Source organism: Paenibacillus sp. 2TAB19 (assembly GCF_052115185.1).
In the GTDB taxonomy this organism is placed as follows: domain Bacteria; phylum Bacillota; class Bacilli; order Paenibacillales; family Paenibacillaceae; genus Pristimantibacillus.
In genome coordinates this window covers 1-16413 of sequence record NZ_JBFRGE010000066.1, presented here as the reverse complement: position 1 = coordinate 16413, position 16413 = coordinate 1, and the positions used below count along the sequence as shown (strand labels likewise).

The window sequence follows — 16413 nt, the reverse complement described above, 5'->3', positions numbered from 1 at the left end:
GACGATGCAAGTGCAAGTCATTTCAAGCGTTAATGAGGCCAGCTCGGCCAAGTTCCATCATAAAACGGCAATCATAATCGATGTTCTGCGTGCTACGAGCACGATAATTTCCGCGATAGAGGCTGGCGCTTCCTGTGTCCTGCCTGCGGAAACGGTTATGGAGGCGCGCGCGCTCCAGAAACCGGGCGACCTGCTAGGAGGTGAACGATTTTGCCGCAAAATAGCAGGATTTGATCTAGGCAACTCGCCTGATGAATATTCCGAGCAAAATGTAGCTGGCAAACGCGTCATCTTAACGACGACAAACGGAACGAGGGCCATTCACAAATCCATGAGAGCGGATTATGTGCTGACCGCCTCGTTGCTGAATGCCGAAGCAAGCGCCAAAGCAGCGCTTGACCTGCGCCGAGATGTCGTGCTGTTATGCGCGGGCAGCCATGATGAATTTGCTATCGAGGATGGTTTATGCGCCGGACTTGTACTTAACAAGCTGCAAGAGCTTGGCGGAGGGCCAGTAGAGACGGATGACTTCGGAATCGCTATGCTCGCGCTTTATCGCAATCGGGCAAACCACATTGTCGAAACCTTGTTGAGTGGTATGTCGGGTAAACGGTTATGCAAGCTTGGCTTCAAAAAAGATGTCGAAGCCTGTGCGGCTGTCGACGTCTATCAGACAGTTCCAAGGCTGAACGGGGACTTGTTGACGAGAAGCTAGAGTGACATATTGACGCCCGCTTGTCCATATAATGAACTGTTCAGAGGCCGCTTATCAGGTGGTTTGCTGGACATATCATTGTTCGAGGAGTCGTTGGGGATGGTCGGTGAAATTATATTAGTAGGATTGATTATAATTGGTTTAGTTGGCCGATCTCCGATCATCGCCACCGCCGCTTGCCTGCTACTCGCAGTCAAGCTCGTTCATTTGGAACGTTTTCTACCGGCGATCGAAAGGCGAGGCTTGGAGATTGGCTTATTATTTCTAACCTTCAGCGTACTCGCCCCTTTCGCATCGGGACGGATCCAGTCGAAAGAATTGTTAGCGGCGCTAAGCTCCTGGCCAGGCTGGCTCGCCCTGCTTGGCGGCGCTGCCGCCACTTATATTAACGGCAAGGGGCTCGAGCTATTGAAGGTCGACCCTCAGATCATTGTCGGGCTTGTGCTAGGCTCCATCGTCGGCATCGTCTTCATGCGCGGCATCCCTGTCGGGCCGCTTATGGCTGCCGGTATTACAGCTATATTGTACAAGCTGTTTAAGCTTGTGGGCGGGTAGCTGCATGATTTCCGAATAATGAAAAAAGCCCGCTCGGCTAATACCGACGCGGGCTTACTTAACTTATGATTGCGATTAGCGACGGTCCTGCGGTCCGCCTACGAATACTTGCTCTGCCGTGTCGAGGTCGTATGCGGTATGAAGCGCACGTACAACTTCGTTCAACGGCTCTGCTGAAATAACGCAGGAGCACTTGATTTCGGACGTGCTTACCATTTTGATGCTTACGCCGAGGGAAGAGATCGCCGCGAACATTTTCGCAGCTACGCCTGGGTTGCTGACCATGCCTGCGCCAACGATCGACACTTTGACTAAATCTTCCTCGGAACTTGCTTCGCGATAAGGGAAAGAGGAACGAATGCTCTCGATTACATTAATCGCTTTGTCCTTGTCGTCACGCGATACGGTGAAGGAGAAGTCGGCTTTGCCGTCCTGCACGCCGCTTTGAACGATAATGTCAACGTCGATGCCGTTGCCCGCCAACTCTCCGAATACGCCAGCAAGCACGCCAGGAATATCCTCAACGCCGATAATGCTGATTCTAGCTACATTTTTGTCAAACGCGATGCCGCGAACGACCACGCCTTGCTCCATGACCGCTTCCTCCTTTACGCTCGTACCTTCATTTTGGGTAAAGCTGGATCGAACAACCAGCTTAACATTGTTATGCTTCGCATATTCCACTGCTCGCGGATGCAATACTGCCGCTCCAAGATGGGCAAGCTCCAGCATTTCGTCATAGGAAATTTCATTCAGTTTGCGGGCATTCTTAACGACGCGAGGATCAGTCGAATAGATCCCGTCAACGTCGGTATAAATCTCGCATACGTCCGCTTTGATAGCAGCTGCAAGCGCAACGGCTGTCGTATCCGAGCCGCCGCGGCCAAGCGTCGTTATTTCGCCTTCCTCGGTCATCCCTTGGAATCCGGCAACGATCGCAACATTGCCTTCCTCTAACGCTTTGAACAGCCGGTCAGGCTGAATATTGGTCATCTTCGCTTTACCATGAACAGCTTCAGTGCGGATGCCTGCTTGCCAGCCCGTGAACGATTGTGCTTTATGACCCTCCTGATGAATCGTCATCGATAGCAACGCGATCGATATTTGCTCACCTACGGTAAGCAGCATATCCATCTCGCGCGCCGGCGGATTCGGATTCAGCTCCTTCGACTGATCGATTAAATCGTCGGTCGTATCACCCATGGCAGAGACGACGACCACGATTTGGTTGCCCTCCTGCTGCCTTTCAATTATACGTTTTGCTACGCGCTGCATTCTCTCCGGTGTACCGACAGAGCTGCCGCCAAACTTCATCACTATCAACGACAAAGCTGTTCACTCCCAACCTTGACATATACATACAAGTCAATATTATAACACAAATCGCAAGCTAATGGGTATATAAACCCACAAAAAAAAACCGTCCGAATGCAAGCACCGGACGGTTTTCCATCATTTTCAAATCCCGCTGCAACTAAGCGCGGGAAATGTATTTACCTTCGCGCGTGTCGATCAGAAGCACGTCGCCTTCGTTGATGAACAAAGGAACTTGAACCGTAAGACCAGTCTCAAGCGTCGCGTTTTTCGTTGCGCCTTGAGCCGTGTTGCCTTTCACGCCCGGCTCCGTTTCCGTTACTTTCAGATCAACGCTCGTTTRCATCTGAATACCGAGGATTTCGCCTTGGTAGCTGGAGATGTTAACGTTCATGTTCTCTTTCAAGAAGTTAAGCTCCCATTCAAGCTGTTTCTTGTCGAGGTTGAATTGGTCGTAAGTCTCGTTGTCCATGAACGTATATTCGGAACCGGAGTTGTACAGGTATTGCACTTCGCGGTTCTCAATGATTGCACGGCCGATTGTCTCGCCCGCACGGAACGTTTTCTCAACAACGTTGCCGTTGCGAAGATTGCGCAATTTGGAACGAACGAAAGCCGCGCCTTTGCCCGGTTTAACGTGCTGGAAGTCAATTACCGAGAAGATGTCGTTGTCGACCTGTACGGTCAAGCCTGTTTTAAAATCATTTACTGAAATCACTGAATATACCTCCTGAATAAATTGTTCCTATCCCAAAATAATGAGCTCTTTCGGAGATGAGGTTAATATTTTAATACCGGTTTCCGTAATCACGATATCGTCCTCGATACGAACCCCGCCGAAGCCGGGAATGTATATGCCAGGCTCTACCGTTACAGTCATGCCGGGGGTTAAAATCGTATCGCTGAGCTTCGACAATCGGGGCGATTCATGAATCTCCATGCCAAGGCCGTGACCAGTGCCATGTCCGAATAGATCGCCGTAGCCGTACTTCGCAATAACGTCACGGGCAAGCGCATCCGCTTCACGGCCGCTAATGCCCGGCTTAATATGCTCAAGCGCATGTAACTGCGCTTCCRGCACGATAGAATATATTTCACGGTGCTTCTCGGTCGGCGTGCCGACCACTACTGTCCGTGTAAGATCAGAACAATAGCCTTGATAATAAGCGCCGAAATCAAGCTTAACAAATTCGGCTTGTCCTACAAGGCGATCACTTGCAACACCATGCGGAAGCGCTGATCGCTCACCGGATGCAACAATGGTGTCGAAAGAAGATGAAGTTGCGCCATGACTGCGCATGAACACTTCCATCTCAAGGGCAATATCCGACTCTCTGATGCCCGGCTTAATGATATTCAGAATGTGACTGAACGTCTTGTCCGCCAGATCGGCAGCTTCTTGCATCACCTTAAGCTCTGCTGCGTCCTTAATCATCCGAAGCTTCTCTACGAGCGCGCCGGAAGGCTGCAGTTCAATGCCTGGCAACGCCTCAGCCCAAGCTGAGTATTGGCTGTAGACGACATGATCCTGTTCGAAAGCTAGCTGCTTAATGCCGTGCTTGGCAAGCAGTTCACGCACATCGTTAATCGGATTCGCACCATGCTCCACGATCTGAAAGCCTGCCGCCTGCTGCGGCGCTTGTGTACGATACCGGAAATCAGTGAGCAAATAGCTTTCGTCCTGCGTAATAAGCACCATTCCTGAGGAGCCTGTGAATCCGCTGATATAGCGGCGATTAATATCGCTCCCGATTAGAATGGCTTCATAGCTTGATTCCACTAGCAGCTTGCGCAGACGGTTTACTCTTTCGTTTGACATAAGCTACACTTCCTTTCATTCACTTACTTTGCAAATGCCGTGCCAACGCATCCAAGCCCAATAAGTAGCTATGCGCGCCAAAGCCCGCAATCTGTCCGACGGCAACCGGAGCGATAACCGATACATGCCGGAACGCTTCTCTCTTATGAATGTTGGACAAATGCACTTCAACGATCGGCAAGCTTACCGCGCTAAGCGCATCTCGCAGGGCGTAGCTGTAGTGCGTCCAAGCGCCAGGATTAATGACGATTCCGTTAGCAATGCCGAAAGCACTATGTATCCTGTCGATCATCTCGCCCTCATGGTTCGTTTGGAAGAAATCGATTTCGAAGCCAAGCGCCTCGCCCTTCTCCCTCACAAGCGATTCAATATAGGCCAGCGTTTCCGTTCCATACACCCCAGGCTCTCGAATGCCCAGCATATTCAGGTTAGGACCGTTTAGAACGAGAACTTTGCTCATGAATTAACCTCCCCTACGAACGCAGCTTTGTGTGCCCGGTAGAAGAGCACATCTGTCGTCACGCTGGGAAGCTCGAGCGATGTATTAGAGTTTAAGCTGATACTGCTTTCATTCTCTAGCGTAAACGGCTTTCACATTTTACCACAAATGCCGGCCGCTTGAGAAGTGATAACTCATGTCGGTGCCGGAATCGGCTCCCGCGAAGCTTCGTCCGTAAATTCGAAAGCGATGGAATAGCCGACAAACAGCCCCCAAAGAATGAATACGCAGATCTCTGTGAACAATGTATTCCAGCCAGATTTCGTAATTGATGCCGTCATACCGAGCATTGGGCCTAGCAATAAGAAGATAAGCGCCCACCAGAATACGCCGTAACCGATTCCCGGCCATGGGCCGCGCAATTTCCCGAGAACCAGCTTATACAACAGTGCCGCAGCAATTGAAAATAAGACATAGCATCCTACTCCGGCTAGTCCCCCCCATCCCGTCCTCAAAAAAGACTGCTTAAAAAACGGATCGCCTATAAACCCCGGCAGCACGGTAGTAAACTTAATTTGATAGAACACCCACCTAAGTCCGCCCCATATGATTCCGGCGTAAAGTCCTATCATCATCGGGTACGTCCATGGATTCGTATGATGATCCGAGTAGACTTCCTGATCGCTGCGTTTGTTCTTAGCCAACGTCGACATCTTAATTGACCGCCTTTCTTCGCTATCTTGTATCTGACTCCTTTATTATGTGACAATCGCCTTCTTCGCAATTCATCAATGCCACACGAATAACAGAATCAACATGCACCTATAACATGCGCTGCTGGATGATGATGACGTTGGCAATTCACGCATAGATCAAGTACAATAGACTTACAAAACGATAGACAGATTCGTCGCAATAGGATTGATGACGAAACCTTACTTTGGGGATGGTGACAAGCTCTTGCCGCAGGATATTAGACGCGCTTATGGCGGACAAGCTGTTATCGAAGGCGTAATGTTTGCAGGCAAACACGTTAACGTAACGGCCGTACGGCGCAAAAACGATGAAATCGTATTTTACGAGGTCCCTTCCGTCTCGAAGCCTTGGGTACAACGCTTAAAAAAAATCCCTTTACTGCGCGGCGTAGTTGGCATTATCGAATCAAGCGCCAAAGGGTCGCAGCATCTTAACTTCTCCATGGAAGCTTATGCGGAGGATGAGACGAGCGAGGCCAAGGATAACAAGGCCGACGCTAACGCACAAGCAGCTTCAATCGATGTTACGAAAGAAAGCAAGGAAGAGAAGAAATCCGGAGGCTGGAGCATTAGTATGGTTGTCGGCGTAGCCGTTGCCGGCGTCCTGTCCTTCATCTTCGGCAAGCTCATATTTACTGCAGTGCCTGCCGCGCTGGAAGAATTGCTATTCGCAGGGGTATTCAGCAACAAAATCGGTCATAATTTATTAGAAGGACTTATTAAAATCATCCTGCTGCTTACGTATCTGTATTTCATCTCGATGACACCGCTCATCAAGCGTCTTTTCCAGTATCACGGCGCTGAGCACAAGGTCATTAGCGCTTATGAAGCCGGTGAAGATCTGACGGTGCGCAATGTTCAGAAATACAGCCGTCTGCACTACCGTTGCGGTTCGAGCTTCATTGTATTTACCGTTATCGTCGGCGTCGTTATATACTCGCTGCCCGTCTTCACATGGGATTCGATCTGGGAACGCGTGTACATCCGTGTCCTCCTGCTGCCAGTCGTGCTTGGCATCTCCTACGAGGTGCTGAAGTGGACGAACGCGCTTAGAGACATTCCGGTACTACGTTACCTTGGCTATCCAGGGCTATGGCTTCAGCTATTGACGACCAAAGAACCGCAAGACGAGCAAGTTGCCGTATCCATCGCTTCCTTCAACCGGATGCGCGAGTTGGAGCAACAAATGACGAAAGCTTAATTTCTAATAAGAAAAGAGGAATAGCGATGAGCAGAGTACAAGGAAAATGGAATGGATGGTCAATTACGATATTAATTTTGCTCGTAATCGGAGTGTTGTTCAGCATAACGACGAATCCGTTCGGCTTCATCCTTCCCATCGTCATACTCGGCGCGATCTTCCTCCTTTACAAATATCCGCCTTCGTTCTTGCAAGGGTATCGCCGCACGGGTCAGAGCCAGACGCGCGTCAAACAAGGCCGTTCATCAACGGCAGCTAAGCCGAAGACGAGCCGTCCACGTTCCAAGACGGTGCCGTTCCGAGTCATTGAAGGCGGCAAGGACGACAACGATATGCCTAAGTATCACTAACAACGAAAAAAGGGATTGCGGCCCGCGCGGGCTGCAATCCTTTTTTTTCATTATTCATTGCTATGTACTCTACTCGCTGTCCAATTCGGAGCGCAAGGAGCGAAGCTCCTCCAGCCGTTGGCTGTCACGGCGGAAATATTCAACCAACGTCTCAATGCATGTAATGGAATCCCAGCTCAAATGATGCTCGATTCCTTCTACGTCGCGATAAATATTTTCATCCTGCACGCCAATCGTCGTCAGGAAATCTTCCAGCAATTGATGACGGTCAACCAACCGCTTGCCCATTTTTTTGCCTTTATTCGTAAGAACAAGACCGCGATACTTCTCATAGATCAAATAGTTGTCTTTGTCGAGCTTCTGTATCATCTTCGTGACCGAGGACGGATGTACCTCTAAGCCTTCCGCAATATCCGAAACACGCGCATATCCTTTTTCGTCGATGAGCTTATAAATTCTCTCTAAGTAGTCTTCCATGCTCGGAGTCGGCACCTGAAGAACCCCCTAACCCTGCATCTTCACCTTGTTTCCTCGGCGTTACTCTATGTATCATACACTGTACGAGCCTGACACTGCAACCCGTCCGAAACGCCGCACAGCATCTTTCCAGTTTGGTTCGTCCTCGAATTCCATACACTATAAGCAATGATGCCAAGCATGAATGCCATTATTCGAGGAGGACTTTGCTTACATGAGCGCTAACGTGATTGATCGTCCGAAAATAGACCGTTCGACGCTTTCCTTCGTCCCCGAGCTTGTWTATTTTGAGCCCTCCGCGCTCGATTATCCGAAAGGCAAACGCATTTTTGAATGGGTGAAGGAGCAAGGCATTCCTTATCGTATGACGACCTCGCACAACCGCATCACGAATCTGCCCGGCGATACGGAGCTGGAGCAATATAAAATTGCAAAACGCACGCTTGTCGTCGGTATTCGCAAGACACTCAAATTCGATACGTCCAAGCCTTCAGCGGAGTACGCAATTCCTATCGCAACAGGCTGCATGGCGCACTGTCATTATTGTTACTTGCAAACAACGCTGGGAGCTAAACCCTATATTCGTGTCTACGTCAATATCGACGACATTATCGAAGCAGCCAAAGGTTACATTGAAGAACGCAAGCCGGAAATCACCCGCTTCGAAGCGGCCTGCACCTCGGACCCTGTCGGACTTGAGCCCATTACTGGCAGTCTGCGCGAGTTGATTGAATTCATTGGCGAAGAGCCGCTGGGAAGGCTTCGATTCGTCACGAAATTCCATCATGTCGATTCGCTGCTGGATGCAAAGCATAACGGTCATACGAGAATAAGGTTCAGCGTTAACGCCAAATACGTCATTAAACATTTCGAACCGGCCACCTCCCGTTTCGAACAGCGTATCGAAGCGGCGGTCAAGGTCGCCAAAGCTGGTTATCCGATGGGCTTCATTATCGCGCCGATCATCTGGCATGATGGTTGGGAGGAAGGGTACGGCGAGCTGATTGCCGCTCTGGCTGCCGATTTGCCACCTGAGGCAAGGCATGATCTCACGTTCGAGTTAATTCAGCACCGGTTCACGAAGACGGCTAAAACCGTCATTGAGAAGCGTTACCCTCGTACGAAGCTGGAGATGGACATGGAGAAACGCAAATACAAATGGGGCCGCTGGGGACAAGGCAAATACGTATATCCCGATGAACAGGCAAATGCGCTCCGCATGTTCATATCGGAGCGCATTTTCGAGCATTTTCCGGAAGCGAAGATCGAATACTTTACTTAGAACTTCAGCCATTCCGGCGTTATTGAATTAAGCCAAATCGTAATTTGCGTCATCTGATCCGTGAATAGCAGCACGCCCATGAGCAGCATTACACCGCCGCCGATCTTCATGACAAGGGAAGAGTACTTCAGTATCCATCTTGCCGTTCCTAGGAAGAAAGCCAATACGAAGAATGGGATCGCGAATCCGAGCGCATAGGCTGTCGTTAACTGGAACCACGTATCCGGCGAGGAGGCTGCCAAGCCAAGAATTGCAGTCAATACGGGCCCTACACAGGGCGACCAGCCTGCCGAGAAGCCGATGCCGAACACGAACGAGCTGATATAGTTTGATTTTCGCGGAATCAGATTTTTCCTCGTGTCTTTGAGCAGCAGCTTCGGTTGGAATAGTCCGATCAAGAACAAGCCCATCAGAATAATGAGTATCGCCGACAATTGACGGATAAGCTGGCGATATTCGCTGAAAAATTCCGCGAACAGATTCGTCGAATAACCTAAAGCATAATACACCGTACAGAAGCCCAATATGAAGAAGAACGTATGCGACATCATGCGCATGCGCTGCTTCTTCGTATGGTCGTTTTCTTTCAGATCGGATACCGAAATACCGGTTATGTACGATAAATAAGACGGATACAAGGGCAAGCAACAAGGTGACACAAACGAAGCAATGCCGGCGGTGAACGCCAGCCAAATATTAACATCGGTCAAACCATTTCACCTCAATCTCAAATCAGCTGATCAGTTGCCTAACTTCATGCCTCGTTTGAACACGAGCAGCAGAAGCAAAATAACGATTAGCAGCAATACAATCGTTCCGCCTGGCGCCAGGTTCCATACTCCCGCAATCAGCAAGCCGGCAACGACAGCAATCTCGCCGATAATAACGACGGAAATAACGCTTTGCTTGAAACTTCTAGCGATAATTAGACTGCATGCAGCCGGTATCGTTAATAGAGCCGATACGAGCAAAGCGCCTACAATCTTGATCGATACGCTTATAACGAGTGCCGTAAGCACGCTAATCATAACATTATAGAACCGGACGGGCAACCCGCTTACCGCAGCCGCATCCTCATCGAACGTAATGAGAAACAGCTCCTTCACCTGCGTTCGAATCGCAATCAGAACGACAAGCGTTACCACGCCAATCAAATAAAGATCGCCGCTGCTAAGCGTGTAGATGCTGCCGAATAAGTAACTGTTCACGTTCATGTTGAATCCTTTGCCAAGCGTGAACAGCAGCGAGGCCAGCGCCACGCCGCCAGACATCATTATGGCAAGCGACAACTCGGCGTACGTCTTATACGCTTTGCGAAGCTTCTCGATGCCGAATGATGCGGCTATGGCGAACACAAGACCGACCGCTATCGGATAGACACCAATAAGGAAACCGAGTGCAACGCCGGCAATCGATACATGCGACAGCGTATCTCCGATCATCGATAATCTGCGCAGCACTAGAAATATGCCCATTAGCGGCGCAGTAACACCAATTAACAAGCCCCCGATAAGAGCTCTTTGAAAAAACTCGCTAGTAACGATCTCCAATCCGAACAACCTCTTTCCCGCTCTCCAATTGCTCCCTTAGCCCTTTCAAGCTATGTGCCAAATTGCTCTCCACGCAATCCTGCGTCTCATGCGAATGTCTAATATAGAACTTCAGCTTGCCGCTCTCCGAAGCCGGCTGCTGGCCGAGATACGACCGAATCATATCCATGTCATGCGATACCATCAGGAACGTCATATTATGATGCTGATGCATATGCTTGATCATATGGAAGAAGCTTTCCTGCGTCTCGGTATCGATACCGACCGTCGGCTCATCCAGAATGAGCAATGACGGATTGTTGATCAGCGCCCTTGCCAGAAATACGCGCTGTTGCTGACCGCCCGAGAGCAGACCGATCCGCTTCTCGCTTAAGTCCTCGATCCCCATAGCATGGAGCGCATCATTGCATTTCTGGTGATCTTCCTTCGTTACTTTCTTGAACAGCTTATTCCGCCCATACAGTCCGGACAGCACCACTTCTCTCACAACCGCCGGAAACAACGGATTAAGCGAGTTCTTCTGCGGCACATAGCCGATCCGCTCCCATTGCTTGAACTTCTCGATCGGTTGTCCGAACAGACGAATCTGCCCCTGCGTCGGCTTCAGTAAACCAACGATCATTCGCAGCAATGTCGTCTTGCCTGCGCCATTCGTTCCGATTAAGCCGATGAAATCGCGTTCCTTCACACCGAAGCTTACGTTCGAAATGACCGACTGCTGTTGGTACGAGAACGATACCCCGTCGAGTGAAATAACCTCCTGATGGCAATTCGGCGTTTCGCTTATTAATGTTTTTGGTTGCAGCATGTTCTATCTCCTTACAGCAATAAGGGGCTATATCTCAGCGATATTAGCCCGCTTGCCTGACTATCGTTACACTTTATTGTAATGCTTGCGACAGATATTGCAAGTTTCGTTCCATAAGCGTCAAGTAGGAGTCGCCTGCCTTCTCCTGCTCCGATGTAAGTCCTTCCAGAGGGTTAAGAACTTGCGTCTCTACATCCGCCTCATCGGCAAGCGTCTTAGCTAAGTTATCGGATACCAGCTCCTCGAAGAAAATAACGCGAACATCGTTTTCCTTGACGAATTTGGCGATTTCCAACAAGTCTTGCGCGCGCGGCTCGGCATCCGGGCTTAATCCCATAATGGCCACCTGATTCAAACCATAATCTCTTGCCAAGTAACCGAACGCCTGATGGGATACGACGATATCCTTTTTACTCGCTTTTGTTAGCTCCGCCGTATATTCAGCATCGATTGCAACGAGCTTTTCTTGAAGCGCTGCAAAGTTTTGCTCATAATCGGCTTTATGTGTAACGTCTGCCTCGATTAAGCTATCCTTTATGTTTTCCGCCAATATCAGCGCGGATTTCGGACTTACCCACGTATGAGGGTCCAGACCTTCATGGTCGTGGTCCTCTTCGCCTTCGTGCTCATGCTCGTGTTCCTCTTCTTCTTCGCCATGAATCAAAGTAATGCCTTCGCTCATTCCCTTCACTGCTACGCCGCTATCCTTGGACAACCCTTTCTGGAAATCCTCAACCCAGCCTTCGAGCCCAGCCCCGTGATACAGGAACAGATTCGCGTTCGAAGCCGTACTCAGATCCCGGCTTTTTGGCGTCCAGTCATGCGGTTCAACTCCTGCTGCGACGAGATTATCGACCTTCACATGCTCTCCGCCGATTTCCTTAGCCATAAAATATAAGGGATAAAAGCTTGTAACGACGCTCAGCTTGTCGTTTTGTTCCGTATTGCCCTCTGCTGTATTCGTATTATTAGATGTATTGCCGCAAGCCGCAGTCAAAAGCGCGATTGCTGCAACTAAGCTTATTGCTAAGTATCGTATACCTCTTGTTCTTGTTCTCATCATGTTACACTCCATTTCTTCATTCCTAGGATGATAGCCGGCTGCCTAACTTCGCTTCGCTTAATCGTAATCGTTATGATTACGTTTTGTATTATACGACGACAGTTATAGGCTGTCAACGATAAATATAAATTTCAATCCGATTCGGAAGGCGCGTCCTATCTCCTGTATTGACCCGTTTGATCATAAATATAAGGGGACGGCAAAGAGGCTGACCCCTTCCGCCAAAGCGTTTGGGATCAGCCTCTGCCTTATTTAGATGGCTGCCAACTTACTTAACGATTGCCCCGTTCGGCATCTCGTCAGGAACGGTAGCCAGCGTCAATTGGTCGCCATGCGAAGCAGCGAGTATCATGCCTTGCGACATTTCGCCGCGCAGCTTAACCGGCTTCAAGTTCGTCACGCAAATGACTTTGCGGCCAACCATCTGCTCTGGCGTGTAGAACTTCGCAATGCCCGAGACGACCTGGCGCTGCTCATAACCAAGATCGAGCTGCAGCTTCAACAGCTTGTCGGCTTTCGCAACCGGTTCAGCCGCGATTACTTGCGCAACGCGAAGCTCTACCTTCGCGAAATCATCGATGCCGATTTCTTCTTTCGATTCCACGGCCGTCTCCGGCTTGTCTGCCTTTGCAGACGAATCAGAAGCAGCAGGCGCTTCCGACGCAGCCTCTGCCGGCTTGACGCCTCCCCCCATCGTTCCCGCGATATAAGCAGCTTCTTCTGCCATCTCGAGACGCGGGAAGATCGGTGTTCCTTTCGTCACGCGAGTGCCTTCGCCAATGATTCCAAAGCTCTTTGTGCTCTCCCATGTCGTCGACTCGCCTTCCGCGATGCCAAGCTGACGCCACATTTCGCGAGGCGCATTCGTCAGGAACGGCTGCAACAGGATCGAGATAATACGCAGCGATTCAGCAAGATGGTTCATAACCGATCCAAGCTCGCCGACTTTAGCAATGTCCTTGGCAAGCGCCCATGGCTGCGTCTCGTCGATATATTTGTTCGTGCGGCTGACGAATTGCCAGATTGCCGCAAGCGCAACCGAGAATTCCATGCCTTCCATCGCCGCTTCCACTTGGGTTACCGTGTCGCTGCCAAGCTTCTTCAGGGATTCGTCGAAGTCGGTAGGCACAAGATTAGTTGTCGGAATAACGCCGTCAAAATATTTGTCAATCATMGCGACTGTACGATTCAGCAGGTTGCCAAGGTCGTTCGCGAGATCGAAGTTAATGCGATCCACGAAGTTTTCCGGCGTGAACGCTCCGTCTGCCCCGAAAGGCACTTCACGCAGCAAGTAATAACGAAGCGCATCCAGGCCGTAACGATCGATAAGAACGACAGGATCAACGACGTTGCCCTTCGACTTCGACATTTTGCCATCCTTCATTAGCAGCCATCCATGCGCGAACACTTTCTTCGGCAGCGGCAGGTCAAGCGCCATGAGCATAATCGGCCAATAAATCGTATGGAAGCGGACGATTTCCTTGCTCATTAGATGAACGCTTGCCGGCCAATGCTTGCGGAATTTCTCGTCATTATCCGTGTTGTAGCCAAGCGCCGTAATATAGTTGGACAACGCATCGATCCACACATAGATGACATGCTTCGGATCTCCCGGCACTTTAATGCCCCAATCGAATGTCGTTCGCGATACAGCGAGGTCTTCAAGACCCGGCTTAATGAAGTTGTTGATCATCTCGTTTTTGCGCGATTCGGGTTGGATAAAGTCTGGATGCTCTTCATAGTATTGCAGCAAGCGGTCCGCATATTTGCTCATCCGGAAGAAGTAGCTTTCCTCCGTTACCCACTCGACCTCTTTKCCGCAGTCCGGACATCTGCCGTCCTCAAGCTGGCGCTCCAGGAAAAAAGATTCACAGGATGTGCAATACCAGCCCTCATAGGTGCTCTTGTAAATATCGTCCTGCTTCAAGAAACGGTCAAAGATTTGAGCAACAACCTGCTTATGGCGCTCCTCTGTCGTCCGAATAAAGTCATCGTTCGTAATATCAAGCTTCTTCCAAAGCTCCTTGATGCCGACCACAATATCATCTACGAATTGCTGCGGCGTCTTGCCTTTCTCTTGCGCTTTGCGCTCGATTTTCTGGCCATGCTCGTCCGTTCCTGTCAAATACCATACATCATAGCCGCGAAGACGCTTGTATCTAGCCATCGCGTCACCCGCGACCGTAGAATAAGCGTGGCCGATATGGAGCTTATCGCTTGGATAATAGATCGGCGTAGTAATGTAAAAAGGTTCTTTCTTAGACATCGTTTATTCGACCTCCCGTATTGTTTCCATCGTACTGAGACTTGCCAGTGAACGCAAAAAACTCCCGTCCAACATGGGACGAGAGTATACACTCACGCGGTACCACCCAAATTCCGCTCAAGTTATCAGAGGCTATTAAGCCTGCCTAACTCGAACGCTTCGTGTGCCGTCTGCTAATGACGGCATGCCGTTAACGCCGGCGCTGCGCCGCAATCTTACCCAACACCCGAATGATGCTGCTGCTCGAAGGCGGATCCTCCAGGACCATCTTCCAATCGATTCCTTCACCGGCTTGCACCATAATGACCGGCTCTCTGAGCAAGGAATGCCATTGTACTTATCCATTCATAGGACGTTACGATTCAGTTTAATAATTGTTATAATTTAAAATATACCGAAGCAAAGCAGCACTTGTCAAGGTGATACGGCTGACGCCGTCCCTTAGTTGGCKAGGCGCGTTTCATTCCAGTGAAATATAGGCGTAAGTATAAGAGTTAAACTTATACGTTCCTATATTTCAAGAAGACGCCTCACTCCCGTCATTCACCGGCGGAACGGGATCATAACCTCCCGGGTGGAAAGGGTGGCAGCGGGCAATTCTTTTTGCCGCAAGCCATGCCCCCTTGGCCGGGCCGTGCAGCTCGATCGCCTGAAGCGCATACATGGAGCAGGTCGGATAGAAGCGGCAGGTTGGCGGCTTCAGCGGCGATATCACTTTGCGATAGAAATGAATCGGTGCTTGAAGCGTTATTCTTAGCGCCCGTCCGCTGCCCATTATCGTTCGCTCGCGGCCGTATCTTCCTGCACGCATTCCTTGCAATAGCCGAATACCTCGAATTTATGCTTCACGACGCGGAAGTCGTCGGGCACAGCCGTCTGCTCCATCGGACAATACGTGATTGGATAAGTGCGTCCGCATTGCAGGCAAATCATATGATGGTGATGGTCATGCTCCCTGCAATGAAGCTTGAACTTCACGCCCTCCTCGAACATAACCTGCTCAAGCACACCTAGCTCCTCCATCACCCGCAAATTGCGGTAGACCGTGTCAAAGCTAAGTCCGGTATACGATTTTCCCATATATTCATAGACTTCCTTAGGCGCCAAATAACCGGGGGACTCGGCGAACAGCTTAGCGAGAGTCTTCCTTTGGTCCGTAATTCGGAGACCACGACTTGCCATGCTTTGTATAATTTCATCTATCGTATGCAATGTCAGTACCTCCGTTCATTGAAAGTTGCTATCTTCATAATGCCGAAAAAAAAAGCTCTCGTCAATGAGAGCCTCCATTTGCAGACGTACCTATAATAGCGGTAAACGACGAATTTTAGCCGTTCATTCGCATATTTATTAAGAAGCTGACTACCATAGCGATTAACAACGCAACACTGATCACACCAAACAGCAGCCTTCTGCCCTTGCTCTTGGCAAGCCGTTCACGATCAGCCTGAAGAGCCGCTTCCTTGTATGCGCGGTGCATGAACAGGAAGACGATCACGGAAGTCACGAACAATATATTAACGATAAACCACATTAACGTCCAGAACAACGACGATTCCTCCAATAAGATGGCTACAGCGCGCTATAGAAACCATTCGTTTAATATGTACATGAATACGCCGAAGCTGACGACAGCACCGCCGAAGCAGAACCAGCCTGTCCTGAACTTCTGCTGGAACATTCGCAATATGCCGAAACTGAGCAAACCAAATATAAGCAATAAGAACACGATACCCAGTATAAATAACGCAGCGGATACGTCACTAACATCAACTAAAGACACAGGTTACACTCCTCTATAGACTAATATATACACGTC

The 16413-nt window shown here is 49.8% G+C and carries 21 protein-coding genes; 5 read left to right on the top strand and 16 right to left on the bottom strand.

The genetic code is table 11. From position 1 onward, the window contains the following. Positions 1–4: 4 nt before the first annotated feature. Together AB4Z33_RS23475 and AB4Z33_RS23470 are read left to right on the top strand one after the other, a co-directional pair. Positions 5–715: a 2-phosphosulfolactate phosphatase gene (locus tag AB4Z33_RS23475; protein WP_442052216.1), complete on the top strand. Its 711-nt coding sequence runs from the start codon at positions 5–7 to the stop codon at positions 713–715. 99 nt (positions 716–814) lie between these two features. Further along, entirely contained in the window at positions 815–1270 is a 456-nt protein-coding gene (locus AB4Z33_RS23470) for a DUF441 domain-containing protein (protein WP_442052215.1), read from the top strand. 75 nt (positions 1271–1345) lie between these two features. On the opposite strand, the gene AB4Z33_RS23465 is transcribed toward AB4Z33_RS23470, so the two are convergent. From AB4Z33_RS23465 to AB4Z33_RS23445, 5 genes are all read right to left on the bottom strand, one after another. Then, positions 1346–2599, bottom strand: coding sequence for an aspartate kinase (locus tag AB4Z33_RS23465; RefSeq protein ID WP_442052214.1), 1254 nt, complete (start codon positions 2597–2599; stop codon positions 1346–1348). 145 nt (positions 2600–2744) lie between these two features. After that, positions 2745–3302, bottom strand: coding sequence for an elongation factor P (gene efp / locus AB4Z33_RS23460; RefSeq protein ID WP_442052213.1), 558 nt, complete (start codon positions 3300–3302; stop codon positions 2745–2747). Positions 3303–3329: 27 nt separating this feature from the next. Further along, entirely contained in the window at positions 3330–4403 is a 1074-nt protein-coding gene (locus AB4Z33_RS23455; protein ID WP_442052212.1) for a M24 family metallopeptidase, read from the bottom strand. 19 nt (positions 4404–4422) lie between these two features. Next, positions 4423–4863 (bottom strand): type II 3-dehydroquinate dehydratase, encoded by a 441-nt coding sequence (aroQ, locus tag AB4Z33_RS23450; RefSeq protein WP_442052211.1) that lies wholly within the window; start codon positions 4861–4863, stop codon positions 4423–4425. Positions 4864–5036: 173 nt separating this feature from the next. After that, a complete protein-coding gene (locus AB4Z33_RS23445) occupies positions 5037–5555 on the bottom strand; it encodes a YqhR family membrane protein (RefSeq protein ID WP_442052210.1) in 519 nt (172 codons plus the stop codon). 211 nt (positions 5556–5766) lie between these two features. Between AB4Z33_RS23445 and AB4Z33_RS23440 the strand changes: the two genes are divergently transcribed. Next, the gene (locus AB4Z33_RS23440; protein WP_442052209.1) at positions 5767–6798 is read left to right on the top strand and encodes a DUF1385 domain-containing protein; all 1032 of its coding nucleotides are present in this window, start codon (positions 5767–5769) and stop codon (positions 6796–6798) included. Positions 6799–6824: 26 nt separating this feature from the next. After that, positions 6825–7148: a hypothetical protein gene (locus tag AB4Z33_RS23435; RefSeq protein ID WP_442052208.1), complete on the top strand. Its 324-nt coding sequence runs from the start codon at positions 6825–6827 to the stop codon at positions 7146–7148. Positions 7149–7217: 69 nt separating this feature from the next. Here the strand turns inward: AB4Z33_RS23435 and mntR are convergent, their stop codons facing one another. After that, positions 7218–7640 carry a transcriptional regulator MntR gene (mntR, locus tag AB4Z33_RS23430; protein ID WP_337101663.1) on the bottom strand — a complete coding sequence of 141 codons (423 nt, stop codon included), beginning with the start codon at positions 7638–7640 and terminating at the stop codon, positions 7218–7220. A gap of 199 nt (positions 7641–7839) precedes the next feature. Here mntR and splB point away from each other — a divergent pair, with 199 nt between their 5' ends. Then, on the top strand, positions 7840–8907 hold the full coding sequence (gene splB, locus AB4Z33_RS23425; RefSeq protein WP_442052207.1) for a spore photoproduct lyase: 1068 nt from the start codon (positions 7840–7842) through the stop codon (positions 8905–8907). Here the strand turns inward: splB and AB4Z33_RS23420 are convergent. From AB4Z33_RS23420 to AB4Z33_RS23375, 10 genes are all read right to left on the bottom strand, one after another. Continuing rightward, on the bottom strand, positions 8904–9617 hold the full coding sequence (locus tag AB4Z33_RS23420; protein ID WP_337101661.1) for a cytochrome c biogenesis CcdA family protein: 714 nt from the start codon (positions 9615–9617) through the stop codon (positions 8904–8906). The genes splB and AB4Z33_RS23420 overlap by 4 nt on opposite strands. 30 nt (positions 9618–9647) lie before the next feature. Continuing rightward, positions 9648–10457 (bottom strand): metal ABC transporter permease, encoded by an 810-nt coding sequence (locus AB4Z33_RS23415; protein ID WP_337101660.1) that lies wholly within the window; start codon positions 10455–10457, stop codon positions 9648–9650. Beyond that, positions 10441–11265: a metal ABC transporter ATP-binding protein gene (locus AB4Z33_RS23410; protein WP_337101659.1), complete on the bottom strand. Its 825-nt coding sequence runs from the start codon at positions 11263–11265 to the stop codon at positions 10441–10443. Before AB4Z33_RS23410 ends, AB4Z33_RS23415 begins: the two co-directional genes overlap by 17 nt. A 73-nt stretch (positions 11266–11338) precedes the next feature. Next, complete coding sequence (locus tag AB4Z33_RS23405; protein ID WP_442052206.1) at positions 11339–12328, bottom strand: metal ABC transporter solute-binding protein, Zn/Mn family; 990 nt, start codon at positions 12326–12328, stop codon at positions 11339–11341. A gap of 268 nt (positions 12329–12596) precedes the next feature. Beyond that, complete coding sequence (gene metG / locus AB4Z33_RS23400; RefSeq protein WP_442052205.1) at positions 12597–14594, bottom strand: methionine--tRNA ligase; 1998 nt, start codon at positions 14592–14594, stop codon at positions 12597–12599. A 190-nt stretch (positions 14595–14784) separates the two neighbouring features. Continuing rightward, positions 14785–14916 (bottom strand): hypothetical protein, encoded by a 132-nt coding sequence (locus AB4Z33_RS23395; protein WP_442052204.1) that lies wholly within the window; start codon positions 14914–14916, stop codon positions 14785–14787. A 195-nt stretch (positions 14917–15111) separates the two neighbouring features. Beyond that, positions 15112–15369 carry a membrane protein insertion efficiency factor YidD gene (yidD, locus tag AB4Z33_RS23390; RefSeq protein WP_442052238.1) on the bottom strand — a complete coding sequence of 86 codons (258 nt, stop codon included), beginning with the start codon at positions 15367–15369 and terminating at the stop codon, positions 15112–15114. Further along, positions 15369–15806: a Fur family transcriptional regulator gene (locus tag AB4Z33_RS23385; protein WP_442052203.1), complete on the bottom strand. Its 438-nt coding sequence runs from the start codon at positions 15804–15806 to the stop codon at positions 15369–15371. Before AB4Z33_RS23385 ends, yidD begins: the two co-directional genes overlap by 1 nt. A gap of 115 nt (positions 15807–15921) precedes the next feature. After that, on the bottom strand, positions 15922–16143 hold the full coding sequence (locus AB4Z33_RS23380; protein ID WP_442052202.1) for a hypothetical protein: 222 nt from the start codon (positions 16141–16143) through the stop codon (positions 15922–15924). Between the two features lie 33 nt (positions 16144–16176). Further along, positions 16177–16377, bottom strand: coding sequence for a hypothetical protein (locus tag AB4Z33_RS23375; RefSeq protein ID WP_442052201.1), 201 nt, complete (start codon positions 16375–16377; stop codon positions 16177–16179). Between the last annotated feature and the right edge of the window lie 36 nt (positions 16378–16413).

Coding starts and splice junctions, on each gene's coding strand:
- AB4Z33_RS23475 (WP_442052216.1), top strand. CDS start 5: ATGCAAGTGCAAGTCATTTCAAGCGTTAATGAGGCCAGCTCGGCCAAG.
- AB4Z33_RS23470 (WP_442052215.1), top strand. CDS start 815: ATGGTCGGTGAAATTATATTAGTAGGATTGATTATAATTGGTTTAGTT.
- aroQ (WP_442052211.1), bottom strand. CDS start 4,863: ATGAGCAAAGTTCTCGTTCTAAACGGTCCTAACCTGAATATGCTGGGC.
- AB4Z33_RS23445 (WP_442052210.1), bottom strand. CDS start 5,555: ATGTCGACGTTGGCTAAGAACAAACGCAGCGATCAGGAAGTCTACTCG.
- AB4Z33_RS23440 (WP_442052209.1), top strand. CDS start 5,767: ATGACGAAACCTTACTTTGGGGATGGTGACAAGCTCTTGCCGCAGGAT.
- AB4Z33_RS23435 (WP_442052208.1), top strand. CDS start 6,825: ATGAGCAGAGTACAAGGAAAATGGAATGGATGGTCAATTACGATATTA.
- AB4Z33_RS23410 (WP_337101659.1), bottom strand. CDS start 11,265: ATGCTGCAACCAAAAACATTAATAAGCGAAACGCCGAATTGCCATCAG.
- AB4Z33_RS23405 (WP_442052206.1), bottom strand. CDS start 12,328: ATGATGAGAACAAGAACAAGAGGTATACGATACTTAGCAATAAGCTTA.
- yidD (WP_442052238.1), bottom strand. CDS start 15,369: ATGGGCAGCGGACGGGCGCTAAGAATAACGCTTCAAGCACCGATTCAT.